The organism is Paucibacter sp. B51, from assembly GCF_027863535.1.
In the GTDB taxonomy this organism is placed as follows: domain Bacteria; phylum Pseudomonadota; class Gammaproteobacteria; order Burkholderiales; family Burkholderiaceae_C; genus Paucibacter_A; species Paucibacter_A aquatilis.
Window position 1 is genome coordinate 4282229 of record NZ_JAPIVN010000001.1, and the last position, 25363, is coordinate 4307591.

Genomic DNA, 25363 nt, shown 5'->3' on the forward strand with positions numbered 1-25363 from the left:
AGAGGGGTCGCGGGGCTCATTCGTCGCGCTTGGGCACGATCAGGTCGCGGTTGCCATTGGTGGCCATGCTGGACACCAGGCCCGACTTTTCCATCTGCTCCAGCAAACGCGCGGCACGGTTGTAGCCGATGCGCAGATGGCGCTGCACCAGCGAGATGGAGGCGCGCCGGTGCTGCAGCACCACGGCCACGGCCTGGTCGTACATGGGATCGGCCTCGCCGTCACCGCCGGCCGCGCCGCCGCCGGCTTCGCCGCCCTCGCCTTCCAGCACGCCGCCCTCGAGGATGCCCTCGATGTAATTGGGCTCGCCCTGGCTCTTGAGGTACTCGACCACGCGGTGCACTTCCTCATCACTGACAAAGGCGCCGTGCACACGAATTGGCAAGCCGGTGCCCGAAGGCATGTAAAGCATGTCACCCATGCCCAGCAAGGCCTCGGCACCCATCTGGTCGAGGATGGTGCGGCTGTCGATCTTGGAGCTGACCTGGAAGGACAGCCGGGTCGGGATATTGGCCTTGATCAGGCCGGTGATCACATCGACCGAAGGCCGCTGTGTGGCCAGAATCAGGTGGATGCCGGCCGCGCGGGCCTTTTGCGCCAAGCGGGCGATCAGCTCTTCGATCTTCTTGCCGACCACCATCATCAGGTCGGCCAACTCGTCGATGACGACGACGATGAAGGGCAAACGCTCCAGCGGCTCCGGCTCCTCGGGCGTGAGGCTGAAGGGATTGCCGATCTTCTCGCCGCGCTCGGTGGCTTCGTCGATCTTCTTGTTGTAGCCGGCCAGATTGCGCACGCCCATCTTGCTCATGAGCTTGTAGCGGCGCTCCATCTCGCCCACGCACCAGTTGAGCGCGTTGCTGGCCTGCTTCATGTCCGTCACCACGGGCGCCAGCAGATGCGGGATGCCTTCGTAGACGCTCATTTCCAGCATCTTGGGGTCGATCAGGATCAGGCGCACATCGCGCGCCTCGGCCTTGTAGAGCAAGGACAGGATCATGGCGTTGATGCCGACCGACTTGCCCGAACCGGTGGTACCGGCCACCAGGCAGTGCGGCATCTTGGCCAGGTCGGCCACCACGGGCAGGCCGACGATGTCCTTGCCCAGGCCCATGGTCAGCTGCGAGCTGGCATCGGCATAGACCTGGGAGCCCAGAATCTCGGACAAGCGAATGGTCTGGCGCCGCGCATTGGGCAGCTCCAGAGCCATGAAGTTCTTGCCCGGAATGGTCTCGACCACGCGGATGGACACCAGACTCAGCGAACGCGCCAGATCCTTGGCCAGGCCAACGATTTGCGAGCCCTTGACCCCCGTGGCCGGCTCGATCTCGTAGCGGGTGATCACCGGGCCGGGCGAGGCCGCGACCACACGCACCTCGACGCCAAAATCGCGCAGCTTCTTCTCGATCATGCGCGAGGTCATTTCCAGCGACTCGGGCGTGACCGAGACCACCTGCACCGGCGCCGTGTCCAGCAGGTCGACCTGGGGCAGCTTGGTGTCGCTGGCGTCAGCGAACAAAGTGGTCTGACGCTCCTTGGCCACGCGGGTGGACTTGGGCACCTCCATCACCGGCGCTTCGATGACGATGGGGATGTGAGTTTCCTCCACCACCTGGCGCTCGACCTCGACCACCAGTTCGCGCTCCTGCGCAGCCTGCTCACCAACACGCTGGTCTTCGGCCTTCTCACGCCGCTCCAGGCGCTGCTCGCGCCACTGGTCCAGGCGCGCCCCGAGCTGTTCGGCCAGATGCGCCCAGGAGAACTTTAGTGCCAGGCCGGCGCCCAGCAGCAACACGCTGATCCAGACCACGCCCGAACCCGCAAAGCCCAGCACTTTCATGCTCCAGGGGCCGAGCGAGTAACCGAGCACGCCGCCGGCATGGCCAGGCAAGCGGGTTTCCCAGGAATAGAGCCGGGTCCACTCCAGGGCCGAGCTGGCGCAGAGCAAAAGCACCAGGCCCAACAGCCAAAGCAGCAGCGGGCGGCGGCTGCCGGGTGCTGGCGGGCTGTCGGCCCGCAGCAGGTCGGCCAGTTGCCCCAGCCAGACACGCAAGCCCACGATCAAGAGCCACCAGGCCGAGAAACCAAAGCTGAACAGCAGCAGATCGGCCACCCAAGCGCCGACGGCGCCCATGCGATTGCCGTAGAGCGCGTGTTGGCCGGAGATGGAAAACGCCGCATCGGCGCGGTCATGGCTGACCAGGGCCAGCACCACCAGGCACCAAACGGCGCCGCTCAGCAGCAGCCAGACCGGCGTGCGCAGGGGGTTGTGGCGGGGCGGAGGCGGCGGGGCCGCCTTCTTGGATTGGCGTTTGTAGACTTTGTCGGGCGTGCCGACCTCGTCGTCACGCGAGAGGGAACCCAGCGGAAAACTCATGCCGCCATTGTGGCGCAGGTTTCAGGGCCTGCCGCCCTGCCCATTCATACGGGCCGCTGTTGGACTCGTTCACACGGGCCGCTGCTTCAGAGAGCCAAGGGCTCAGCTGGGCAGGCGTTCCTTGATCACCACCGAGCCGTTTTCCAGGGTTTCGATGACGCCGCGCTCTTCCAGGTCCTTCATGACCCGGCTGACCATCTCACGCGAAGCGCCCACCACCTTGGCCATGTCCTGGCGCGACACCTTGCCGCGGATGATCTTCAGGCCCTTCTCTTCTTCGGACATGTCCAACAACGTGCGCGCCACACGGCCGTAGACATCCAGCAGGGCCAGGGATTCGATCTGGCGGTCGGCATTGCGCAGGCGCGCCACCAGACCGCGCAGGATGGCGTAGGACAGGCTGCTGCTCTCTGGCAGGCAGCGTGCGAACTCGTTGCGGCCCAGCACCAGCATGTCGGTCTGCACCTCGGCGCGCACGGTGGCCGAGTGAGGCTCGTGGTCGATCAGGCTCATTTCGCCGACGTAATCGCCGGGCTGCAGCACGGCCAGGATGACCTCGCGGCCGCGGGTATCGGCCGTCAGCACGCGGGCGCGGCCGTTCAGCAGGATGAACAAGGCATTGGACTTGGTGCCCTGCTCGACGATCAGTTCGCCGCGCTTGAAGCGCCGCTTGACCACGCTGTCAGCAATCGACTGCGCCTGGTCGGTGGTGAGCAAGGAAAACAAGGGCACCCTGCGGATCAGATCCAGATTGGACAACATCGCCATGAACAGCCTCCTTTGGTTTAAGCCTGAATTTGGCACGCCGTCGCTGTCGTCGTGACATGCCTAGAATGCTCGGGATTGTGCCCACCTGCCCCATATTTCAAACAGGGTTTAGGCGGGGAAAACCGGCCATTACCGTCTGTACAACAGAGACCAGCTCCCGAGCACAGCGGCTCCCTCCGTCCCCGCGGATTCGACAGCGCCCGGCGCTTGCGAAACCGCCCAACCGCCCCATCTGAGTCCCCATGAACGCAAACACCCAACACCATTCGCTGCTGATCCTGGGCTCCGGCCCGGCCGGTTACACCGCGGCCATCTACGCCTCGCGCGCCAATCTGAACCCCACCCTGCTGACCGGCATGGCGCAAGGCGGCCAGCTGATGACCACGACCGAAGTCGACAACTGGCCGGCCGATGTGATGGGTGTGCAAGGCCCCGAGCTGATGGAGCGGTTCCAGAAGCACGCCGAGCGCTTCCAGACCCAGATCGTCTTCGACCACATCAACGCGGTTGATTTCTCCAAGCGCCCCTTCACCCTCAAGGGCGACAGCGCCACCTACACCTGCGACGCCCTGATCATCGCCACCGGCGCCTCGGCCAAGTATCTGGGCCTGCCCTCGGAAGAAGCCTTTGCAGGCCGCGGCGTCAGCGCCTGCGCTACCTGTGACGGCTTCTTCTATCGCGGCCAGGAAGTCTGCGTGGTCGGCGGCGGCAACACCGCCGTCGAGGAAGCGCTGTACCTGAGCAATATCGCCAGCAAGGTCCATGTGATCCACCGCCGCGACAAATTCCGTGCCGAGCCCATCCTGATCGACAAACTGATGGCCAAGGCCGAGTCCGGCAATGTGGTGCTGCACCTGTGGAACACCCTGGACGAGGTGCTGGGTGACCAGAGCGGCGTGACCGGCGTGCGCATCAAGAGCACCCAGGACGGCGGCACGCAAGACCTGGCCCTGCAAGGCTGCTTCATCGCCATCGGCCACCAGCCCAACACCGAGATCTTCAAGGATCAACTGGAGATGAAGGACGGCTACATCGTCACGCGCAGCGGCCTGAATGGCTTCGCCACCATGACCAGCGTGCCCGGCGTGTTCGCCGCCGGTGATGTGCAGGACCACATCTACCGCCAGGCCATCACCAGCGCTGGCACCGGCTGCATGGCCGCCCTGGACGCCCAGCGCTTTCTGGAGCAAGAGCGCGGCTGATCGAGGCCCGCGCACACGCGACGCCTCACCCACCCGACATCACAGGCCCCTGCGATGCCGGGCATCGCGATACCCTGGCACGCCCAATCTGGCGTGCCTTTTCGTTTTCGGCTATACTCTTAGGCTTGCTTGCTGGATGGACCGCGCCCAGACAAGTGCCGCCAAGGTGCAAACCCGGTGCGCTTGAACAGGTTTGGCAGGCATATCGCGGTCATGTGGCCGTCTCAAGTTTGCAGATGCGAACTGCTGAATGAACTCAGCAGAAATCTCAGCAGAGATGGCTGGTCAAAAAAATCAAACCGGAGAAGCGTCATGGCACGCGTCTGTCAAGTCACGGGCAAGAAGCCCATGGTGGGAAACAATGTTTCTCACGCCAACAACAAAACGAAGCGTCGCTTCCTGCCGAATCTGCAGTACCGCCGTTTCTTCCTGGAAACCGAGAACCGCTGGGTTCGTCTGCGTATCAGCAATGCTGCTCTGCGTTTGATTGACAAGGTCGGTATCGACCAAGTCGTCGCCGATCTGCGCGCCAAGGGCGAGCTCTGATCTAGAACTGAGAATCAAGGAGCATCATCATGGCCAAAGGCGCACGCGAAAAGATCAAGCTGGAGTCGACCGCAGGTACGGGTCACTTCTACACGACCGACAAGAACAAGAAGACCACGACCAACAAGCTCGAATTCATGAAGTTCGATCCCAAGGCTCGTAAGCACGTTCTGTACAAGGAAACCAAGCTGAAGTGATTCGGCTTGGAGCCCACGCCTTCGGTGTGGGTCTTCCATAAAAAACCCCGCAAGGCGCAAGCCGGCGGGGTTTTTTCATGGGCGCTCGGCCGTGGTGGCCGAGCGGGGCTTGGCCTCAGTTCTTCGCCGCAGCCAAGGTGGTCTTGAACTCCTCGCGGAACCAGTCGTCCAGCAGACGGCGCTCGTAGCGGATCGGGTCGCTTTCGTTGTAGCGGTTCATGCCGACCATGTAGTTCAGGTCATGCAGACGGGTCTTGCCGCTTTGCAAAACCTTGCCGTTTTCGCTCAGACTGAAACTGAGCTCGATCGAGGGCGAACTGACGCCACGCAGCACGCGGATCATGTCCATGCGGCGCCCGACCGGCTCCCAGCCGCCGGCCAGGTCGACATTGCTGATCTCCACCGTCAAGTCCTTGCCCGGCAACTGCGCGCCCAACTTCTCCAAATGGGCCTTGAGCTCCTTCAGAACCGGCTCCTGGTCGCGGCGGCCGAAATCACTGCTGGCGTCGGTGAACTTGTCCGGCTCGATGAAGCGAACCTGCACATCAGCCAGGGCCAACGAGGCCGAAGCGCCCAAAGCCAGCGCCAGGGCAGCGGCGCGGAGAAGACTTGTCTTGTTCATGCTCATGGTGACTCTCCTTGTGTGGGGTGGATTGCTCCGTTGCAATGACTTGAGTCTAGTCCCCAGACGTAAAAAGGCGCCCCTCGGAGCGCCCTTTTACCTCAGCCTTACCTGCGGTCACCGCAGTCACACCCAATCGTCACAAACGGTCAAACTGCACTGATTCCTTGGCCACAGCAGGAACGACACAACGATTGAAACCGAGCCTCAGGCGCGCGCCATGCGCAAGCTCATGGAGAAATTGCGCAACTCGGCAATGCCGCTTTCTTCGGCACGGCGGCACCAGGCTTGCAGGTCTGCCACCAGCTGTTCGGCCGAGACATTGGTGCGGGTCCAGAGCTGGCGCAGTTCTTCGCGCATGGTCAGCAGCTTGTCCAGGGTGGGACTGGCCGCGCGGGCGTTGGCAATCTCGGTCAACAGGCGATCCGGGATGTTGACCTCATCGCGGTGCGACCAACGCTTGGCCAGCTTGAACTGCGCCCACTGCGCGCTGTGCTCCTGGCCCTGGGCCTTGAGTCGCGCCAGCTCAGCCGCACAGGCCGCCTTGAGGCCGCGGCCGTACTTGGACATCACCTCGTAGCGGTTGGTGATGATGGCTTCCAGCGTGTCCTTGTCGGCCGGCTTGATGTCGCCATGGCGCAGCTTGGGCGCCGTCTTGCGGACCTTGGCCCAACCCAGCATTTCGAAAGCGCGGATGTAGCCCCAGCCGATGTCGAACTCGAAGGGCTTGACCGAGAACTTGGCCGAGGTCGGGTAGGTGTGGTGGTTGTTGTGCAGCTCTTCGCCGCCGATCAGGATGCCCCAGGGGGAGACATTGGTGGATGCATCGGGTGCTTCGAAATTGCGATAGCCCCAGTAGTGACCAATGCCATTGATCACACCGGTCGCCCAAACCGGAATCCAGACCATCTGGATGGCCCAGACCGTGGCACCGATGGCGCCGAACAGGGCCAGGTTGATGATCAGCATCAGGCCCACGCCCTGCCAGGAGAAGCGGGTGTAGAGGTTGCGCTCGATCCAGTCATTGGGCGTGCCCAGGCCGTACTTGGCGATGGTCTCGGGGTTCTTGGCCTCGGCGCGGTAGAGCTCCACGCCGGTCAGCAGCAAGGCCTTCAGACCGCGTGTCTGCGGGCTGTGCGGGTCGTCCTCGGTCTCGCATTTGGCGTGGTGCTTGCGGTGCACGGCCACGAATTCCTTGGTCACCATGCCGGTGGTCAGCCACAGCACGGCGCGGAAGAAATGCGAGGGAATCGGCCCCAGATCCAGCGAGCGGTGCGCCTGCGCACGGTGCAGAAAAATGGTGACCGACAGGATGGTGAAGTGGGTGATGACGAGCGTGAACGCCACGATCTGCCACGCACTGGCCTCCAGCAGGCCATGCGCCAACCACTGGACCAGCGCATCATGTACCGACATCAAGAAATTCATGGCTTCCTCATCCTGCCCGGGATCGGGCGGCTAGACGGATTCGAGTCGGCGAATTGTAGGCGCACGACTCCAAAAACAAGGGGGCAAAACACTGCGCCAGGTCAAGCGCGCGTGAATCCTGCCCGGCCGCGTGCAAAGCACAGGCCGGCGAACCTTCAGGACGCGCCAGACGGGCGATGGGGTGTCACTGCTTTTCCCAGACGGCAGCGAAGAAGCCATCCGTCTGGTGCTGGTGCGGCCACAGGCGCAGATAGCCGTTCTCCACCAGGCGCTCGGCGTCGGCCACATGGGCACGGCTGAGGACTTCGGCAGCATCGAGCTTCTTGAACTGCGGATGCGCGGCCGAGAAGGCTTCGGCAATTGCCTCGTTCTCGGCATCGAGCAGGCTGCAGGTGGCGTACACCAGGCGGCCGCCCGATTTCAGCAGGCGCGCGGCACTGGCCAGGATGGCCGTCTGCTTGGCCTGCAGTTCCTGCACGGCATGCAGCGACTGGCGCCATTTCAGATCGGGGTTGCGGCGCAAGGTGCCCAGGCCCGAGCACGGCGCATCGACCAGCACGCGATCGATCTTGCCGGACAGGCGCTTGATGCGCTCATCGCGCTCATGGGCAATCTGCGTCGGGTAGATGTTGGACAGGCCGCTGCGCGCCAGGCGCGGCTTCAGCGAGGCCAGGCGATGGCCCGAGGTGTCGAAGGCATAGAGCCGGCCGGTATTGCGCATGGACGCACCCAGAGCCAGGGTCTTGCCGCCGGCGCCGGCGCAGAAGTCCACCACCATCTCGCTGCGCTTGGCGTCCAGCATCAGGGCCAGCAGCTGGCTGCCTTCGTCCTGCACCTCGATGCCGCCGCTGGTGAACAGCTCCAGCTTGTTGAGCGCCGGCTTGCCGTGGATGCGCAAGCCCAGGGGCGAGAACGGTGTCAGCTCGGCATGGATGCCGGCGGCGGTCAAGGTGGCCTGCGCTTCTTCGCGCTTGGCCTTCAAGGTGTTGACGCGCAGATCCAGCGGGGCCTGCTCGTTCATGCTGGCGGCCAAGGACCAGAACTGTTCCTCGCCGAGGCGGGCCATCAAAGGTTGGGCCAGCCACTCAGGCAGGTTGTGGCGCAGGCGCGGCGCCAGCTGGGTCTTGTCGATCTGACGGACCTGTTCCAGCCATTGCTGTTCTTGAGTGTTCAGGGCGCCGCGCAAAAAGGCTTCATTGCCCTGCCAGCCGAGGATGGCCAGGCGACGCTCGGTCGGGCCGCTGCCCGACTGGGCCAGATGCTGCAGCAACGGGCGCTGGCGCAGCACCGTGTACGCGGTCTCGGCCAGGGCATGGCGCTCACGCTGGCCCAGGGCCTTGTGTTTGCGGAAGAAGGCGGACACCACGCTGTCGGCGGGAGAGTCCAGCTGGAGCACAGCGCGCAGAAGCTCGCTGCTCATTTCAAGAAGGGCATTAGGATGCATGGCGCGATTATCCCAGGCCCGCGGGCTTTCCCTGCCTGCCCCTGACTTTTATCCTTGCCTTCTGCCCCCAGCCACCCCGAGATGAGTGCCGACGACCTGCCACCCCTGCCCGCCACGCCCCTGGGCCGCTACCGCCACTACAAGGGCGGCGAGTACGAGGTGATCGGCACGGCACGGCACAGCGAAACATTGGAGCCACTGGTGGTCTACCGCCCGCTCTACAACGCCACCGGCCTCTGGGTGCGGCCGCATGCCATGTTCTTTGGCAGCCTGGAGGTGAATGGCGTGCTGACGCCGCGCTTCAGCGCCATAGACCGCAACGGCAACGGCGACAGCAACATAGCGCCCTGATCATGCGCCCGCCCCGCTGGCTGCAACAGCTGCGCCTGCGCCCTCGCCTGCTGCTGGCTCTGGGTCTGGGTCTGTTGGCCGGCCTCGCTTGCCCGTCGAACTGGAGCCTGAGCACACGCCTGCTCTGCGGCTGGAATGCCGGCGTCTGGTTCTATTTGCTGGCCGTGCTGCAGATGATGCTGGCGGCCGACCATGAACACGTGCAGCGCAAAAGCGTGGCCCAAGCCGATGGCGTGGCTGCTGTGCTGCTGCTGGCCGCGGCCGGCGCCCTGGCCAGCCTGGCCGCCATCACCCTGGAGCTGAGCCAGCCGGCCGGCCCGCCCGGCGCTACCCTGGCGCTGGCCTTGTTGACGGTGGCGGGCAGCTGGCTGCTGCTGCCGGTGGAGTTCGCCCTGGCCTATGCCAGCCTCTATCACCGCAGCACAGGGCGAGACAACGCGCCGCATGGCCTGGAGTTTCCCGGCCTGGACGGTCCGCCCGACTACACCGATTTCATGTACTTCGCGGTCACCCTGGCCGCGACTTCGCAGACCTCGGATGTGGCGGTCAGCGCCCGGCCCATGCGGCGCCTGGTGCTGCTGCATGCGCTGCTGTCCTTCCTGTTCAACACCGGCGTGCTGGCGCTCCTGATCAACATCCTGGCCGGCATGATCCGCTGACGGGCCGGCCCCGCGCTCAGCTGAAGGACTGGCTCGCCCCGCTGAGTTGCTCGACACGGCCATCGACCAGGCGCAGCTGGCCTTCGACAAACCAGCGCACCGCCTGCGGATACATGCGGTGCTCGAGCTTGAGCACGCGGGCCGACAGGGTGTCTTCATCATCCCCCGGCAGCACCGGCGCCACGGCCTGGGCAACGATGGCGCCATGGTCAAGCTCGGCGGTCACGAAATGCACGGTGGCGCCGACGAATCTGCAGCCCATCTCCAAGGCCCGCGCATGCGTGTGCAGGCCGGTGAAGGCCGGCAGCAGCGAGGGGTGGATGTTGAGCATGCGCTCGGCATAGTGGGCGGTGAAGGCCGGAGTCAGGATGCGCATGAAGCCCGCCAGCACGACCAGATCGGGCGCAAAACCATCGATCACGCGCTGCAATTCGGCATCAAAAGCCTCGCGGGCCTGCTGTGCATCCATGCCGGGCTGGCGGAAGGCCTTGTGGTCGACCACGGCCGTGGCAATGCCGTGCGCGGCCGCAAAATTCAGGCCAGCGGCATCGGGCTTGTTGCTGATCACGGCGGCGATCTGGGCCGGCCAGCCCTCGGCCGCACAGGCGCGCACGATGGCCTCCATATTGGAACCACGGCCGGAGATCAGGATGACGATGCGTTTCATGGGGCGGCAGTGTAGCTGCCTACAATGCCCGACCTGATCTTTGCTGCGGCCCGCCGATGAGCTCCCTGCCTACTCCCGAACCGACTTCTGCCGCCGCACGCCCGCGCGTGCTCTCGGGCATGCGCCCGACCGGCGCCCTGCACCTGGGCCACTACCACGGCGCGCTGAAAAACTGGGTTCGCCTGCAAAGCACACACGACTGTTTCTTCTTCGTCGCCGACTGGCATGCCCTGACCACCCAGTACCAGGACCGGCAGAACCGCAACAGCATCGAACGCAATGTCTACGACATGGTGGTCGACTGGCTGGCCGCCGGCATCGACCCCGAGAAGGCCACGCTCTTCATCCAAAGCCGCATGCCCGAGCACGCCGAGCTCTTCACCCTGCTGGCCATGAGCACTCCCACCTCCTGGCTGGAGCGCATTCCCAGCTACAAGGACGCGGTCGAGAAGCAACGCGCCAGCAGCACCCCGGGTGATGGCGCCACCTACGGCTTCCTCGGCTACCCGCTGCTGCAGGCGGCCGACATCCTGATCTACAAGGCCGGCTTCGTGCCCGTCGGTGAAGACCAGACCGCCCATGTGGAAGTGACCCGCGAGGTGGCGCGCCGCTTCAACCGCATCTACAGCCCGGACGCGCCCATCCTGCCCGAGCCGCAGGAGCTGCTGACCGAGACCGCGCGACTGCCCGGCCTGGACGGCCAGAAGATGAGCAAGAGCTACAACAACTCGGTGGCCATGCGCGACGCGCCCGAGGTGGTGGACGAGAAGATCCGCACCATGCCCACCGACCCGCAGCGTGTGCGCCGCAGCGACGCCGGCGAACCCAGCCGCTGCCCGGTCTGGCCCCTGCACCAGCTCTACTGCGACGAATCCACCCGCACCTGGGCGGCCGAGGGCTGCCGCTCGGCCAGCATCGGCTGCCTGGACTGCAAGAAGCCCTTGATCGAGGCGATCCAGAAAGAGCAAGCGCCCTGGCGCGAGCGGGCCAATGAATACCTGGCCAACCCCAAGCAGGTGCAATGGATCGTCGAAGTCGGCACCGAGCGCGCCCGCGCCGTCGCCCGCAAGACCTTGCGGGAAGTCCGCACGGCCATGGGCCTGGCCTACTGATCGCGCCCGCGTGAGCCCAGCCATGAGCGGCATCCACATCACCGACATCGAGGCTGCCATCAACTGGTGGCGCGAGCGCCAGCCTTCGACCGACGGCCTGAGCGCATGCCCCGAGGTGCAGGCCCTGGCCGAGGTCTACGGCCTGCTGGTCTACCACCGCGATCACGAATGCGATGAGGACAGCATGCCCGCCGCCGCCAAGGCCGCCTGGCTGCGCTGGTACGACAGCACGCCGGATGCGCCCTGCATCGCCATCTGCTCCACCAGCCAGGGCGATGCCTTGTGCAAAGGCTGTGGTCGCAGCTTTGACGAGGTGCAGCACTGGCCGGTGATGACTCCGGCCGAGAAACGCATCACCTGGCGCCGCATCACCCAGGAAGGCACGGCCTGGCGCTTCAACCGCTATGCCGAGCGGGCGCGTGAGTTCAAGGGCGTCGATCACCCGCAGCTGCAAGACCCCCAGACTCCGGCGGACCCGACATGATGGGCCGCGCCCATTTGGAGAGCCTGCGCCGCATCGCGCCGCTGGCCTGGCCGGTGCTGGTCGGGCAGCTGGCCGTGCTGGCCTTCAGCACCATCGACACCGTGCTGGTGGCCCGTTACTCGGCCGTCGATCTGGCCGCGCTGGCCGTGGGCAGCGCCATCTACATCACGGTGTTTGTCGGCCTGATGGGCGTGGTGCTGGCCATTTCCCCCATCGTCGGCCGCCTGTTCGGCGCCGGCCAGCTGCGGGAAGCCGGGGCGCAGTTGCATCAGACCTTGTGGCTGTGCCTGGGCCTGATGGGCTTGGGCAGCCTGATCCTGCTGCTGCCCGAGCCCTTTCTGGCCGTGTCACAGGCCAGCCCCGAGGTCGAAGCCAAGGTGCGCCACTACCTGATAGCCCTGGCCGCCAGCCTGCCGGCCACGCTGTTCTTCACCGCCTTCCGCGGCTTCAATGTGGCGGTGTCCCGGCCCAAAGCGGTGATGGCCTTGCAGGTCGGCGGCCTGCTGCTCAAGCTGCCGCTGAGCTTCTTGCTGATTCAAGGCTTTGCGCTCGGCCCCTGGCAGGTGCCGGCCCTGGGTGCCTTTGGCTGCGGCCTGGCCACGGCCATCGCCATGTGGGCGCAGGCGGCCATCGCCTTTGCCTGGATGCGGCGCGACCCGTTTTACGAGCCTTTCGGCCTGCGCCGCGGCGGCCTGCAAGCGCCGCACTGGCCCGACATCCGAGCCCTGCTCAAGCTGGGCGTGCCCATGGGCGGTTCCATCCTGATCGAGGTCACCGGCTTCACCTTCATGGCCATCTTCATCGCCCGCCTGGGCGCCACGCCGGTGGCCGGCCACCAGCTGGCGGTCAATCTGATCAGCCTGATGTTCATGCTGCCCCTGGCCCTGGCCAATGCCACCGGCACCTTGGTGGCGCAATCGGTCGGCGCCCATGACCCGGCCGGTGCACGGCGCCTGGGCTGGCATGGGCTGGAGATCGGCCTGGCCGTGTCCTTCCTGATCGGTGCCCTGGTGTTTTTTGCGCGCGAAGCGGTGCTGGGGCTGTACACCAGCGACCCGGTCATCCTGGGCGCCGCCCTGCCCTTGCTGCTCTGGGTCTGGCTTTTTCACGTGGCCGATGCCGGGCAGACCCTGGCAGCCTTTGTGCTGCGCGCCCACCACATCGCCACCGCGCCCATGGTCATTTACGCCCTGGCGATCTGGGGCGTGGGACTGGGCGGCGGCTACTGGCTGGCCTTCGGCCACAGTCCGGCTGTGCCCGCGGAGTTTCAGGGTGCGCGGGGCTTCTGGTCGGCTGCCACGGCTGGCTTGGTGCTGGCCGCGCTGGGCCTGAGCGCCTTCCTGGCTTGGGTGCACCGGCAGGAAGAACGCGAGCAGGCGGCCGGCGCCCTCAGTTCGACGCTGAAGTCGCAGCAGGAAGGCTGAACACAAACACGCTGCCGCCACCGGGCCGCGCTTCGCAGCGCACCTGGCCGTGGTGGCGCTGCGCGATCTGGCGCACCAGGCTCAGGCCCAGGCCCACACCGCCGGCTTGCTCGGCATGGCCGGGCAGGCGGAAAAAGGCTTCAAAAATGCGCTCGCGCATGGCCTCGGGCACGCCCGGGCCGCGATCGCTGACACGCAGCTCGGCCCGGCCTGCCGCATCTCGCGACAGCTCCAGCAGCACCTCCGAGCCGCCATAGCGCTTGCCATTCTCCAGCAGATTGCGCAGGGCGCGGCGCAGCAGGCGCTCATCGCCATGCACCAGCAGCTCGCTCAAGCCCGGGGCAGGCTGGAACTCGGCGCCGGTGCGGGCGGCCTCTTCCGCAGCCAGGCCCATCAAATCGACCTGCAGCGGCGTCTGCGCCATGGGCTCGGCGCCGCGCGCCGCCGCGTCCAGACGGCTGGCCAGCAGGACCTCCTCGACCAGGGCGTCCAGCTCGGTGATGTTGGTGTGGATCTCGGTTTGCAGGCGGGCGCGCTGCTCCGGCCCGGCGTTGTCCAGCATGGCAAAGGCCATCTTGAGGCGGGCCAGGGGGGAGCGCAGCTCGTGGCTGGCATTGGCCAGCAGGGACTGCTGGGCGCGCAGCAAGCTTTCGATTTGCGTGGCCGCGCGGTTGAAGCTGCTGGCCAGGGCCGCCACTTCATCCTTGCCGCTTTCGTCCACCCGGTGGGCCAGTTGGCCGGCACCGAACTGCTCCACGCCGGACTTCAAGCCCTCCAAGCGGCGCGTCAGCCGGCGCACCACGGGGTAGGCCCCCACGGCCACGCCGAAAAATAGCAGCACCAGCAAGACCAGCAAGACCTGGCCATTGGGGCGCGGCCCAAGGAAGGGCAAGCTCCAGGGCGCGGGCGGGCCCTCGTTGCGCTTGAAGAAGGGCCGCTCGGGGCCCATGCCGCCGCCACCACCCAAGCCTGGGCCCATGCGAGCACCGGGACCGAAGCGGAAGCCGCCGCGCATCAGCAGCAGGCTGCGCCCGTCCTCCAGCGGCACGCGGATGGTCGGCGGGCCGGGAAAGACCTCGCGATCGAGAAACTCCTCAGACGCCGCCACACGCTCTCCCTGGCGGTCCAGCAGCGCAATCGCCACATGCAGGCGCTGCCCCCATTCCTGCAAGGCCTCGGCCTGCTCCTCACGCGGTGCACTGGCGGCCGGAAGCGCGCCGTGGATCAGCTCGGCCATGGCCGTCAACCGGTCATTGGCCGAGGCTTCAAAATTGCCCCGCTCCTGCTCGATATGGCGCTGGAACAACCAGGCCGAACCAAAGGCAAAGGCCAGCAGGATGACCACCAGGGTCAGGTAGATGCGCAGGTAAAGCGATTTCATGCCAACGCAAGCACGACAGCGAGCTGCGAGCACTCCGACTCAGTGGCCATGGTCGGCATCCTGCTTGCGCGCAAACACATAGCCAGCGCCGCGCACGGTCAGCACCCGGCGCGGCGTTTTCGGGTCGTCTTCGATCAGGGCACGGATGCGCGAGATGTGGACATCGATGGAGCGATCAAAGGCATCGAGCGGATGGCCTTTGAGTGCATCCATGATCTGGTCGCGCGAGAGAACGCGACCCGGGCTTTGCGCCAGCACCACCAGCAAGTCGAACTGGTGGCCAGTGAAATCGAGGGGCTTGCCGTCCAGCCGCGCCATGCGGGCGGCCAGATCAATTTCCAGACGGCCGAAGCGCAGCACATCGTCGGGCGGCGTGTCCGGCTCGGCACGGCGCAGCAAGGCCTTGATGCGGGCCTGCAGCTCGCGCGGCTCGAACGGCTTGGCCAGGTAATCGTCAGCGCCGAGTTCGAGGCCGAGGATGCGGTCCATGGGTTCACCACGGGCCGAGAGCATCAGCACCGGCAGGCGGCGCGTCAGCGCATCGGCGCGCAGCTCGCGGCAGAAGTCCAGGCCGTCGCCGTCCGGCAGCATCAGGTCCAGCACCAGCAGATCGAATACCTGCTCGGCCAGGGCGGCTCGCCCCTCAGCCAAGCTGCCGGCCACGCGCACCTCGAAACCGGCCGCACTGAGGTAGTCCCCCAGCATGGCTGTGAGGCGGGCGTCATCGTCGATCAGCAGCAGTCTGGAACTCATGGTGCTTGTGTGAAGAGGAAATGTCGGGGCCGCACGGCGCCCGCGCCGCAGAGACGGCAGCGAGGCCGCAGGCCCTTCAGGAGGACTGAGCATAAACGAGGAGGCCACAGGTCAAATCGCCTCAACCGCCATGCTTGCCGCCGCGCATCTCCATGTGCTTGGCCATGCGGGCCTGCATCTTCTTCATGCGCTCGGCCATCTTGGCGCGCTGCTCGGGCGTCAGCACGCGGGCAGTGTCGACCATGGCCTGGCTCATGCGCTTGCTGGCAGCCTCGTGCTGGGCGCTCATCTGCTGGCGCAGCGATTCGATGGCGGCGGCGTCGATGTTCGGCGCGGTGAACAAGGCCATGCTCTGCTCATGCAGCTTGCGGCTGCCTTCATGCTGGGCCTTCAGATCGGCGTGAGCGGCATCCATGATCTGCTTGATCTGGGCGCGCTGGGCATCGGAGGCATCGACCATGTCGAGCATGTGCTCCATATGACCGCCGCCCATGGGCATCATCGACATGCCATGGCCGCCACGATGGCCCATGGGGCCACCGTGCCCCTGGGCTTGGGCCGCCACGCCGCTGAATGCCAGAGCTGCGGCCACCATGCCAGTGCTCAGCCAGGTTTTGAGTTTCAGTTGGGACATCACAGGACTCCGTCGGTGTTGGGGTGAATGAATCTTCAAGCCCCGACGTAAGCCGGCTGTGCCCCGGCCGTAAAGATCTGTGAATGCCCGGCGCCAATGAAAAGAGCGCCCGCAGGCGCTCTTTCTTCTGACCTTGCAGCTGGCGCTGCGCGGTCACTTGATCGGCTTGAAACGCATGCGCTTGGGGCGCGCGCCTTCTTCGCCCAGACGCTTCTTCTTGTCGGCTTCGTACTCGTGGAAGTTGCCGTCGAAGAAGAACCACTGCGAATCGCCTTCGCAGGCCAGGATGTGGGTGCAGATGCGGTCCAGGAACCAGCGATCGTGGGAGATCACCATGGCCGAGCCGGCGAACTCCAGCAGCGCTTCTTCCAGCGCGCGCAGGGTTTCGACGTCCAAGTCGTTCGACGGTTCGTCCAGCATCAGCACATTGCCGCCCTGGGCCAGGGTCTTGGCCAGGTGCAAGCGGCCGCGCTCACCGCCCGAGAGGCTGCCGACCAGCTTCTGTTGGTCATTGCCCTTGAAGTTGAAGCGGCCGATGTAGGCACGGCTAGGCATCACGAACTTGCCGACCGTGATGTTGTCCAGGCCGCCGGAGACGTCTTGCCAGACGGTCTTCTCGGCATCCAGGCTTTGGCGGCTCTGGTCCACAAAGGCCAGCTTGGCGGTCTTGCCGATGGAGACTTCGCCGCTGTCCGGCGTTTCCACGCCCTGGATCATGCGGAACAAGGTCGACTTACCGGCACCGTTGGGGCCAATGATGCCGACGATGGCGCCGGCTGGCACCTTGAAGCTCAGGTTGTCGATCAGCATGCGATCGCCAAAGCTCTTGGAGACGCTCTTGAACTCGATCACTTCATTGCCCAGGCGCTCGGCCACGGGGATGAAGATTTCGTTGGTCTCGTTGCGCTTTTGGTATTCGACGTCGCTCAGCTCTTCGAAGCGGGCCAGACGCGCCTTGCTCTTGGCCTGACGGCCCTTGGCATTGGAACGCACCCACTTCAGCTCTTCCTTCATGGCCTTGGCGCGGGCGTCTTCGCTCTTCTGCTCCTGCTCCAGGCGGCGTTCCTTCTGGTCCAGCCAGTCGGAGTAATTGCCCTTCCAGGGAATGCCATGGCCGCGGTCCAGTTCCAGAATCCACTCGGCGGCGTTGTCAAGGAAGTAGCGATCGTGGGTGATGGCCACCACGGTGCCGGGGAAGCGCTGCAGGAACTGCTCCAGCCACTCGACCGATTCGGCGTCCAAGTGGTTGGTCGGTTCGTCCAGCAGCAGCATGTCGGGCTTGGAGAGCAGCAGGCGGCACAGGGCCACACGACGCTTTTCACCGCCGGACAGCACGCCGATGACGGCGTCCCAGGGCGGCAGGTTCAGGGCGTCGGCGGCCAGTTCCAGCTGCAGATCGGTGTTTTCGCTGCCGGCGGCGGCGATGATGGCTTCCAGCTCACCCTGCTCGGCGGCCAGGGCGTCGAAGTCGGCGTCCGGCTCGGCATAGGCGGCGTAGACCTCGTCCAGGCGCTTCTTGGCGGCCAGCACGCCGCCGATGCCTTCTTCCACCGCTTCACGCACGGTCTGCTCGGGGTTGAGCTTGGGCTCCTGCTCCAGGTAGCCGATCTTGATGCCGGGCATCGGGATCGCTTCGCCCTCGTACTCCTTGTCCACGCCGGCCATGATCTTCAGGATGGTCGATTTGCCCGAACCGTTCAGGCCCAGCACGCCGATCTTGGCGCCGGGGAAGAACGACAGGGAAATGTCCTTGAGGATGTGGCGTTTCGGGGGAACCGTCTTGTTGACGCGGTTCATGGAAAAGACGTATTGCGCCATGGCGGGAGTTTTCCTGGGATTGCTGAAAAGAGGCAGAGCTGCAGGCTGCTCGGCGGCAGCCGCGCCTCACCAAGCCGACGGGCCTGTGAGGGGAAACAACCGCGTATTGTCGCAGCTTCGGCCGCTGCTTCGCGAGACGGGCGGGCAAGATCGGTGAATTCAAGACCGGCCGCCACGCTGTCAGCGTCAACCCCAGCTGCAACCGCATCGCCAGGCTGTGCCACAAGCTGAGCCTGGGCCCGCAAGCGCACGCGGTGCGCAGCCAGGCGGGGCACCTGCCAACAATGCCCGGTCGGCCGCCCCCGGGCCCGGCCTATAATCGAAGGCTCGCCGCGCTTCTCAGTCTTGCGCGGCGTTTCCTTTTTCAGCTCAAGCACGCTCCTTAGCGCACCGAAGACTGGCGCCTGCTCACCGCGGCGCGGCTGCGCCCACAGGGCACCGTGCGCAAATCACACTCCATGAGTTTTGATTCTCTAGGCTTGGCCGCGCCTCTTCTGAAGGCCATCGCCGACGCTGGTTACACCTCCCCCACCCCGATTCAAGCCCAAGCGATTCCCGCCGTCTTGCAAGGCGGTGACCTGATGGCCGGTGCCCAGACCGGCACCGGCAAGACCGCCGGCTTCACCCTGCCCCTGCTGCACCGCCTGAGCGAAGGCGCCCCGGTGCTGAACAAGCGCGGCAAGCCCGCCATCCGTGCCCTGGTGCTGACCCCCACCCGCGAACTCGCGGCCCAGGTCGAAGAAAGCGTCAAGACCTACGGCAAATACCTGCCCCTGAAGAGCATGGTGATGTTCGGCGGCGTCGGCATGCAGCCGCAGATCAACCGCCTGCGCGACGGCGTCGACATCCTGGTGGCCACCCCCGGCCGCCTGCTCGACCATGCGCAGCAAGGCACGCTGGACCTGTCCCAGGTGCAAATCCTGGTGCTGGACGAAGCCGACCGCATGCTGGACATGGGCTTTGTGCACGACATCAAGAAGGTGCTGGCCCTGCTGCCCGCCAAGAAGCAGTCGCTGCTGTTCAGCGCGACCTTCAGCGATGACATCAAGAACCTGGCCGACCGTCTGCTGAACCAGCCCGCCCTGATCGAAGTGGCCCGCCGCAACCAGACCAACGAGTCGATTGCGCAAAAGGTCCACCCGGTCGGCCGCGAGCGCAAGAAGGAACTGCTGGTTCATTTGATCAAGAGCGGTGACTGGCACCAGGTGCTCGTCTTCACCCGCATGAAGCATGGCGCCAACCGCCTGACCGACTACCTGAATGACCAGGGCATCAGCGCCATGGCCATCCACGGCAACAAGAGCCAGGGTGCACGCACCAAGGCCCTGGCCGATTTCAAGAGCGGTGAGCTGACCTGCCTGGTGGCCACCGATATTGCGGCGCGCGGCATCGACATCGACCAGCTGCCCCACGTCGTCAACTACGAGCTGCCCAATGTCCCCGAGGACTATGTGCACCGCATCGGCCGCACCGGCCGTGCCGGCGCCCAGGGCGAGGCGGTCAGCCTGGTCTGCGTGGACGAAAACGGCTTCCTGCGTGAGATCGAAAAGCTGATCAAGCGCGAGATCCCCAAGGAAGTGGTGAACGGCTTTGCCCCCGATCCGAGCGAACGCCCGGAACCCATCGTGCTGGGCCGCATGATCCTGAACGGCAATGGCTCGCGAAGCGGCGGCGGTGGCCGCGGCAACTCGCGCGGCGGCGGTGGCGGTGGCCGCCCCGGCGGCCGACCCGGCGCCGGCTCGCGTGATGGCGGCTCGCGCGACGGTGGTTCGCGCGATGGCGGCGCCCCGCGCTCCTCGGCTCCGCAAGGCCGCTCGGGCCAGGGTGGTGGCGGTGGCGGCGGTGGTCGCCCGGCCTCCTCGGGTCGCCCTGGTGGTGGCGGCAGTGGTCGTCCCCAAGGCGGCGGCGGCGGTGGTGGCAATGGTGGCGGCGCCGGCCGCGGCCAGGGCGCACGCCTGACCTCGCCCAAGCGCTGAATCCAGCGCTGCACACCCCCGCAGGCCCTGGAGCATCGCTCAGGGCCCGCGAGCTCAAGCCCAGCCTGCGCTGGGCTTTTATTTTTTCCGCCCACGGCCCGCGGACGTAGGATGCGCAGCCATGAACCCGCCCCTGCCCCCCAGCGCCTCGCCGTCCACCCGCCCCTTGCCCAAAATCTGGATCGCCGGTGCGACCGGCCTGGTCGGGCGGGCCCTGCTGGGCCAGCTGCTGAGCCGGCCGCTGGAGGTCCATGCCCTGCTGCGACGTGAGGCGCCCGAGCTGGGTCGTCACCCACGCCTGCACTTGCACCGGGTCAATTTCGGCCGCCCCGATCTGGGCCCGGCCCACATCCCGGCGCCCGACGAGATCTACATCACCCTGGGCACCACCATCGCGGCAGCGGGCTCGCAAGAGGCGTTTCGCGAGGTCGATTTCGAGGCCGTGCTCCATGTTGCCCGCGTGGCGCGTGCCGGCGGTGCGCGACGCTGCGCCGTGGTGTCGGCCCTGGGCGCCGATCCGGCCTCGCGGGTGTTCTACAACCGGGTCAAGGGCGAGATGGAGCAGGCCTTGAAGGGCTTGCATTTCAAGCGTCTGGTGATCGCCCGCCCATCCTTGCTGGCCGGCGAGCGCGAAGCCCTGGGCCAGGCCCGCCGCCCCGGAGAGCGCTGGGGCCTGCGCCTGATGCAGCCCCTGGGCGCGCTGATCCCGGCACGCTGGCGGCCGATTCAAGCGGACACGGTGGCGCGTGCGCTGAGCCTTGCCCTGCATCAAGACGGGCCGGCCGCGCAGGTGCTGGAATCGGACGCCTTGCAAACCCTGGGAGCCCCGACATGAGCACCATGAAGCTGAGCTTTCTCGGCGCCGCCGACTGCGTGACCGGCTCGCGCCATCTGCTGGAGCTGGACAAGCAGCGCCTGCTGCTCGATTGCGGCCTGTTCCAGGGCTTCAAGACCCTGCGCGAACGCAACTGGGCGCCGCTGGGCGTGGCGCCCGCCAGCATCGATGCGGTGCTGCTCAGCCATGCCCATCTGGACCACAGCGGCTACATCCCGGCCCTGCGCCGCCAGGGCTTTCGTGGCCAGGTGTTTTCCACGCCGGCCACGCGCGATCTGTGCGAGGTGCTGCTGCTGGACAGCGCCCATCTGCAGGAAGAAGACGCACGCCAGGCCAACCGCCACGGCACCTCCAGGCACGAGAAAGCCCTGCCCCTCTACACCGTCAACGAGACCAAAAAAGCGATCGAGCATTTCGTCGGCATCCACCGCGATGGCCGGCTCAAGCTCGGCGCGGCCGAGATCCGCTTCACCCCGGTCGGCCATCTGCTGGGCGCCTGCGCCATCAGCGTGCGCCACGCCGGCCGCACCCTGGTCTACAGCGGCGATGTCGGCCGCAGCAATGACTTGCTGATGCCGGCACCGCAACGCCTGGAAGAGGCCGATGTGCTGCTGATCGAATCGACCTACGGCAACCGCCAGCACCCGCCCGAGGATGTGCAGGCGCGTCTGGCGCAGATCCTGCGGCAGACCTTCCGGCGCGGCGGCAGCGTGCTGCTGCCCAGCTTTGCCATCGGCCGGGCGCAAGCCCTGCTGCTGGTGCTGCAGCGCCTGCGCGAAGCAGGCGAGCTGGATCTGGACGTGCCCATCTACCTGGACAGCCCCATGGCCATCGAAGCCACCGAGCTGACGGTCAAGCACCAGAAGCTGCTGCGCATTCCGGCCTCGGACGCGCGCGGCCTGTGCGACGGCGTGCGCATGGTCAGCAAGGCCGCCGAGTCGATGAAGCTCGCCCGCAGCATGAGCAGCCCGCGCACCCCGCCCTCCATCATCATCTCGGCCAGCGGCATGGCCACCGGCGGCCGCGTGCTCAACCACATCGAGACCATGGCGCCGCTGCCGCGCCACCACATCGCCTTTCCGGGCTTCCAGGTCGGCGGCAGCCGCGGCGCCAAGATGGTGGCCGGCGAGCGCCAGATCAAGCTGCACGGCCAGTATGTGCCGGTCAATGCGGAGATCAGCCACCTCGAAGGCTTCTCGGGCCATGCCGATGCCGACGGCCTGATGGCCTGGCTGCGCGGCTTCAAGCGCGCGCCCGAACAGGTCTTTGTGGTGCACGGCGAGCCCGCCGCCAGCGATGCCTTGCGCAGCCGCATCCAGGACGAACTCGGCTGGCGCGTGCGTGTGCCGCAGCACGGAGAAACGGTCAGCCTCGGATGAACCTGCTGGAACACGCATTCGGCGCCCAGGCCGACCTGGCCATGGGCTTGATGGCGGCGCTGGGCAGCGGGCTCTTGATCGGCCTGGAGCGTGAGCGCCACAAGGGCCGCGGCCACGCCGGCACGCGCGCGCAAGAGCCCGCGGGCCTGCGCACCTTCACCATTGCCGCCCTGGCCGGCGCCCTGGCCCATGGCCTGGCCGTGCCGGGGCTGGTGGCGGTGGGCGCGCTGGCGGTCACGGTGCTGGCGGCCATGGCCTACTTCCGCAGCAGCGAGCGCGATCCGGGCCTGACCACCGAGATGGCCTTGCTGGCCACCTATCTGATCGGCGTGCTCTGCGTGCAGGCGCCGCTGCTGGGCGCGCCAGCCGCCGTCACCCTGACCGCCCTGCTCAGTGCCCGCACCGCCCTGCACCGCTTCGCCACCCGGGTGCTGCGCGAGGACGAGCTGCACGACGGCCTGCTGCTGGCTGCCTTGGCCCTGGTGGTGCTGCCCCTGATGCCGACCGAACCCCTGCCCTGGCTGGCGGGCATGAAGGCACATTCCTTGATGGGCCTGATGCTCCTGCTGCTGGCCCTGCAGGCCTTTGGTTATGTGGCGCTGCGCTTGCTGGGCGCGCAGGCCGGTTTGGCGCTCTCGGGCCTGATGTCGGGCCTGGTGTCCAGCACCGCCACCATCGCGGCCATGGGCCATCGCGCGCGGGCGGAGCCGGCCATCTTTCGCGCCTGCGCCGCCGGCGCTGTCATGTCCACGGCCGCCACCTGGTTGCAGGCCAGCCTGATGCTGCTGGCCTTGGCGCCGCAGGCCGCGATGCATTTCCTGCCCCTGGGCCTGGCCGGCGTGCTGGTGGCCGGCGGTGCAGGCTTGAGCCTGGCCTGGCGCGCCTACCAGGACGGCGGCACCGGCAAGACCGGCAGCGAGCCCCAGCGCGGCGGCCCGCTGCGCCTGAAAGAGGCGGCGCTGATCGCCCTGTTGCTGAGCGTGGTGACGGTGGGCGTCAGCTGGGCCGAGCGCCAGTTCGGCAGCTCGGGTCTGTTCGGCGCCGTGGCCCTGGCCGGCCTGGCCGATGCCCATGCGCCGGTGGCCTCCATGGCCGGCCTGGCCCAGGCCGGGCAGATCGACGCCCCGCTGATGTGCCAGGGCGTGCTGGCCGCGATTGCCAGCAACAGCCTGACCCGCATCATCACCGCCTGGCTGGCCGGCGGCCGGTCTTTTGCCCTGATCGTGGGCGCCGTGCTGCTGAGCTCGCTGGCCCTGGCGGCCAGTCTGCTGTGGCTGCTCGGGCCCCTCTTGTCCTCTTTGAACTGAGCATGAGTCGCAAGCCCCATGCCGGCCCGCTGCGGCCGGCCCGCATCGATTTTTCCGACCCGCTGGCGCCCCTGGCGCCCGAGTTTGGCGATGTTTATCACAGCCGCGCCGGCGCCCTGCCGCAGTCGCGCCATGTGTTCCTGGGCGCCAACGGCCTGCCCGGGCGTTGGGCCAGGCGCGAGGAGTTTGTGATCCTGGAGACCGGCTTCGGCCTGGGCAACAACTTCCTGGCCACCTGGGATGCCTGGCGCCAGGACCCGGCGCGCTGCCAGCGCCTGGTCTTCATCAGCATCGAGAAACACCCGCTGCTAGGCGAGGATCTGCAGCGTGCCCACGCCGGCAGCGAGCTGCCCGAGCTGGCTGCGGCCCTGCACGCCGCCTGGCCCCCGCTGACGCCGGACCTGCACCGCCTGAGCTTCGAGGGCGGGCGTGTGCAGCTGCTGCTCTGCCTGGGCGATGCCCGCGCCTGGCTGCGCGAGCTGGTGGCCGAGGTGGACGCCTTCTACCTCGACGGTTTCAACCCCAAGCAGAACCCCGAGATGTGGGACGCCTACCTGCTCAAAGCCCTCGGCCGCCTGGCCGCGCCGGGCGCCAGCGCCGGCACCTGGAGCGTGGCGCCGCAGGTGCGCGAGGGCCTGGCAGCGGCGGGCTTCCAGGTCGAGCGCCAGCGCGGCTTTGCCAACAAGGGCGGCATGTGTGTGGCGCGTTATGCACCGCGCCATCAGCCGCAGAAACCCGCCGGCCGCCTGGCCCTGGCGCCGGGCGCGCGCCGCGCGCTGGTCATCGGCGCCGGCCTGGCCGGTGCGGCCTGCGCCTGGGCCCTGGCGCAGCGCGGCATCCACTGCACGGTGATCGATGCGCATGCGGCGCCGGCCCAGGCCAGCTCGGGCAACCCCGGCGGCCTGTTCCACGGCACGCTCAACCCCGATGACGGTGTCCATGCCCGCTTCAACCGCGCCGCCGCGCTGGAAACCGAGCGGGTGCTGCGCGAGCATGGGGCCGCCCTGCCCTGGCTGCAACACGGCCTGCTGAGGCTGGAGACCCGGCTGACGCTGGCGCAGATGCAGGCCCAGTTGGCAGGACTGGGGCTGCCGCCCGACTATGTGCAGGCGCTGGACACGGCGGCGGCCGCTGAACTCAGCGGCCTCGCCTTGCGGCACCCGGCCTGGCTCTACCCCGGCGGCGGCGCCCTGCCGCCTCCGGCCTGGGTGACCCATCTGCTGGCCGAGAGCGGCGCACAGCTGCGCCTGGGCCAACAGGTCGCGCAGCTGCGGCAGGCCGCCGATGGCGGCTGGCAGGCCTGGGACGAAGACGAGACCTTGATCGGCGAGGCGCCGCTGCTGGTGCTGGCCGGCGGCCACCGGGCCCAAGCCTTGCTGCAGGCACTGGCGCCCGACTTGCCTCTGCCCCTGCTGCAGCTGCGCGGCCAGCTCAGCCATGTGCCCGAGCTGCCCGCAGCGCTGAACGCCCGCACGCGGCCGCGCCTGCCGGTGGCCGGCCTCGGTTATGCCATCGCCGACATGGCCCAGGGCCTGTGGTGCGGCGCCACCAGCCAGGACGGCGATCTCGACCCCGATCTGCGCGAGGCCGACCATGCCCGCAACCTGGCCCAGTTCAGCGAGCTGGCCGGACTGATGCCCGACGATGGGCCGCTACAAGCCCAGGGCGGCCGGGTCGGCTGGCGCCTGGCCACCGCCGACCGCCTGCCCCTGGTGGGCGGCCTGCCGGTGCTGGGGGATGGCGCCCTGCCCGACCAGCTGCGCTTCCTGCCCCGGCGGCCCGGCCTTGCCGTTTGCATGGGCATGGGCTCGCGCGGCATCAGCTGGGCCGCCCTGTGCGCCCAGGTGCTGGCTGCCCAGGTAACGGGCGCACCGCTGCCGCTGGAGGCCAGCCTGGTCGAGGCCATCGATCCGGCGCGCTTTCTGCTGCGGGTGCGTCGCCAGGCCGGATCGGCGGCGGCGTGAAGCACGCGCGCTGGCTCAGGTCCGCCCTCCATGCG

Annotated in this window: 23 protein-coding genes; 13 read left to right on the forward strand and 10 right to left on the reverse strand. The window is 67.1% G+C overall.

Going from position 1 to position 25363, the window contains the following annotated elements; genetic code table 11:
- Positions 1-16 precede the first annotated feature (16 nt).
- The gene (locus OOB33_RS18030; RefSeq protein ID WP_271009672.1) at positions 17-2377 is read right to left on the reverse strand and encodes a DNA translocase FtsK; all 2361 of its coding nucleotides are present in this window, start codon (positions 2375-2377) and stop codon (positions 17-19) included.
- Positions 2378-2479: 102 nt separating this feature from the next.
- Positions 2480-3145: a Crp/Fnr family transcriptional regulator gene (locus OOB33_RS18035; RefSeq protein ID WP_102766963.1), complete on the reverse strand. Its 666-nt coding sequence runs from the start codon at positions 3143-3145 to the stop codon at positions 2480-2482.
- Positions 3146-3387: 242 nt separating this feature from the next.
- On the opposite strand from OOB33_RS18035, the gene trxB reads away from it, so the two are divergent.
- The 3 genes from trxB (at position 3388) to rpmG (ending at position 5090) form a co-directional block, all read left to right on the forward strand.
- On the forward strand, positions 3388-4347 hold the full coding sequence (gene trxB / locus OOB33_RS18040) for a thioredoxin-disulfide reductase (protein WP_271009673.1): 960 nt from the start codon (positions 3388-3390) through the stop codon (positions 4345-4347).
- A gap of 312 nt (positions 4348-4659) precedes the next feature.
- Positions 4660-4893, forward strand: coding sequence for a 50S ribosomal protein L28 (gene rpmB, locus OOB33_RS18045; RefSeq protein ID WP_102766965.1), 234 nt, complete (start codon positions 4660-4662; stop codon positions 4891-4893).
- A gap of 29 nt (positions 4894-4922) precedes the next feature.
- On the forward strand, positions 4923-5090 hold the full coding sequence (rpmG, locus tag OOB33_RS18050; protein WP_102766966.1) for a 50S ribosomal protein L33: 168 nt from the start codon (positions 4923-4925) through the stop codon (positions 5088-5090).
- 115 nt (positions 5091-5205) lie between these two features.
- Here the strand turns inward: rpmG and OOB33_RS18055 are convergent, their stop codons facing one another.
- The 3 genes from OOB33_RS18055 to OOB33_RS18065 form a co-directional block, all read right to left on the reverse strand.
- Positions 5206-5718 (reverse strand): DUF3016 domain-containing protein, encoded by a 513-nt coding sequence (locus OOB33_RS18055; protein ID WP_271009674.1) that lies wholly within the window; start codon positions 5716-5718, stop codon positions 5206-5208.
- A gap of 201 nt (positions 5719-5919) precedes the next feature.
- Positions 5920-7140, reverse strand: a complete 1221-nt coding sequence (locus OOB33_RS18060) for a DesA family fatty acid desaturase (RefSeq protein ID WP_271009675.1) — start codon at positions 7138-7140, stop codon at positions 5920-5922.
- Positions 7141-7324: 184 nt separating this feature from the next.
- Entirely contained in the window at positions 7325-8584 is a 1260-nt protein-coding gene (locus OOB33_RS18065) for an RsmB/NOP family class I SAM-dependent RNA methyltransferase (RefSeq protein WP_271009676.1), read from the reverse strand.
- A gap of 81 nt (positions 8585-8665) precedes the next feature.
- Here OOB33_RS18065 and OOB33_RS18070 point away from each other — a divergent pair, with 81 nt between their 5' ends.
- Both OOB33_RS18070 and OOB33_RS18075 read left to right on the forward strand, forming a co-directional pair.
- Positions 8666-8935: a DUF1653 domain-containing protein gene (locus tag OOB33_RS18070; protein ID WP_271010079.1), complete on the forward strand. Its 270-nt coding sequence runs from the start codon at positions 8666-8668 to the stop codon at positions 8933-8935.
- Between the two features lie 2 nt (positions 8936-8937).
- Positions 8938-9594, forward strand: a complete 657-nt coding sequence (locus OOB33_RS18075; RefSeq protein ID WP_271009677.1) for a DUF1345 domain-containing protein — start codon at positions 8938-8940, stop codon at positions 9592-9594.
- A 16-nt stretch (positions 9595-9610) separates the two neighbouring features.
- Here the strand turns inward: OOB33_RS18075 and purN are convergent, their stop codons facing one another.
- On the reverse strand, positions 9611-10261 hold the full coding sequence (purN, locus tag OOB33_RS18080) for a phosphoribosylglycinamide formyltransferase (RefSeq protein ID WP_271009678.1): 651 nt from the start codon (positions 10259-10261) through the stop codon (positions 9611-9613).
- Positions 10262-10380: 119 nt separating this feature from the next.
- Here purN and trpS point away from each other — a divergent pair, with 119 nt between their 5' ends.
- Genes trpS through OOB33_RS18095 form a run of 3 tightly spaced genes read left to right on the forward strand, consistent with a single transcriptional unit; the run spans position 10381 to position 13281 of the window.
- On the forward strand, positions 10381-11373 hold the full coding sequence (gene trpS, locus OOB33_RS18085; protein WP_243392855.1) for a tryptophan--tRNA ligase: 993 nt from the start codon (positions 10381-10383) through the stop codon (positions 11371-11373).
- Positions 11374-11395: 22 nt separating this feature from the next.
- Entirely contained in the window at positions 11396-11857 is a 462-nt protein-coding gene (locus OOB33_RS18090; RefSeq protein ID WP_102766974.1) for a DUF3717 domain-containing protein, read from the forward strand.
- Complete coding sequence (locus tag OOB33_RS18095) at positions 11854-13281, forward strand: MATE family efflux transporter (RefSeq protein WP_271009679.1); 1428 nt, start codon at positions 11854-11856, stop codon at positions 13279-13281. The genes OOB33_RS18090 and OOB33_RS18095 overlap by 4 nt, the downstream gene beginning before the upstream one ends.
- On the opposite strand, the gene OOB33_RS18100 is transcribed toward OOB33_RS18095, so the two are convergent.
- The 4 genes from OOB33_RS18100 to ettA all read right to left on the reverse strand — a co-directional run bounded on the left by OOB33_RS18100 (position 13247) and on the right by ettA (position 17867).
- Positions 13247-14662, reverse strand: a complete 1416-nt coding sequence (locus OOB33_RS18100) for a sensor histidine kinase (RefSeq protein WP_271009680.1) — start codon at positions 14660-14662, stop codon at positions 13247-13249. The genes OOB33_RS18095 and OOB33_RS18100 overlap by 35 nt on opposite strands.
- Before the next feature lie 39 nt (positions 14663-14701).
- A complete protein-coding gene (locus OOB33_RS18105) occupies positions 14702-15415 on the reverse strand; it encodes a response regulator (RefSeq protein ID WP_102766977.1) in 714 nt (237 codons plus the stop codon).
- Between the two features lie 121 nt (positions 15416-15536).
- Positions 15537-16049: a Spy/CpxP family protein refolding chaperone gene (locus OOB33_RS18110; protein ID WP_271009681.1), complete on the reverse strand. Its 513-nt coding sequence runs from the start codon at positions 16047-16049 to the stop codon at positions 15537-15539.
- A 153-nt stretch (positions 16050-16202) separates the two neighbouring features.
- The gene (gene ettA, locus OOB33_RS18115) at positions 16203-17867 is read right to left on the reverse strand and encodes an energy-dependent translational throttle protein EttA (RefSeq protein WP_271009682.1); all 1665 of its coding nucleotides are present in this window, start codon (positions 17865-17867) and stop codon (positions 16203-16205) included.
- Between the two features lie 458 nt (positions 17868-18325).
- On the opposite strand from ettA, the gene OOB33_RS18120 reads away from it, so the two are divergent.
- The 5 genes from OOB33_RS18120 to mnmC all read left to right on the forward strand — a co-directional run bounded on the left by OOB33_RS18120 (position 18326) and on the right by mnmC (position 25328).
- Positions 18326-19843: a DEAD/DEAH box helicase gene (locus OOB33_RS18120; protein ID WP_271009683.1), complete on the forward strand. Its 1518-nt coding sequence runs from the start codon at positions 18326-18328 to the stop codon at positions 19841-19843.
- Positions 19844-19964: 121 nt separating this feature from the next.
- Entirely contained in the window at positions 19965-20678 is a 714-nt protein-coding gene (locus OOB33_RS18125; RefSeq protein WP_271009684.1) for an NAD(P)H-binding protein, read from the forward strand.
- Positions 20679-20683: 5 nt separating this feature from the next.
- Positions 20684-22057, forward strand: coding sequence for an MBL fold metallo-hydrolase RNA specificity domain-containing protein (locus tag OOB33_RS18130; protein ID WP_171828089.1), 1374 nt, complete (start codon positions 20684-20686; stop codon positions 22055-22057).
- Positions 22054-23364 carry an MgtC/SapB family protein gene (locus OOB33_RS18135; RefSeq protein WP_171827960.1) on the forward strand — a complete coding sequence of 437 codons (1311 nt, stop codon included), beginning with the start codon at positions 22054-22056 and terminating at the stop codon, positions 23362-23364. The genes OOB33_RS18130 and OOB33_RS18135 overlap by 4 nt, the downstream gene beginning before the upstream one ends.
- Before the next feature lie 2 nt (positions 23365-23366).
- On the forward strand, positions 23367-25328 hold the full coding sequence (gene mnmC / locus OOB33_RS18140) for an FAD-dependent 5-carboxymethylaminomethyl-2-thiouridine(34) oxidoreductase MnmC (protein WP_271009685.1): 1962 nt from the start codon (positions 23367-23369) through the stop codon (positions 25326-25328).
- Positions 25329-25363: the final 35 nt, after the last annotated feature.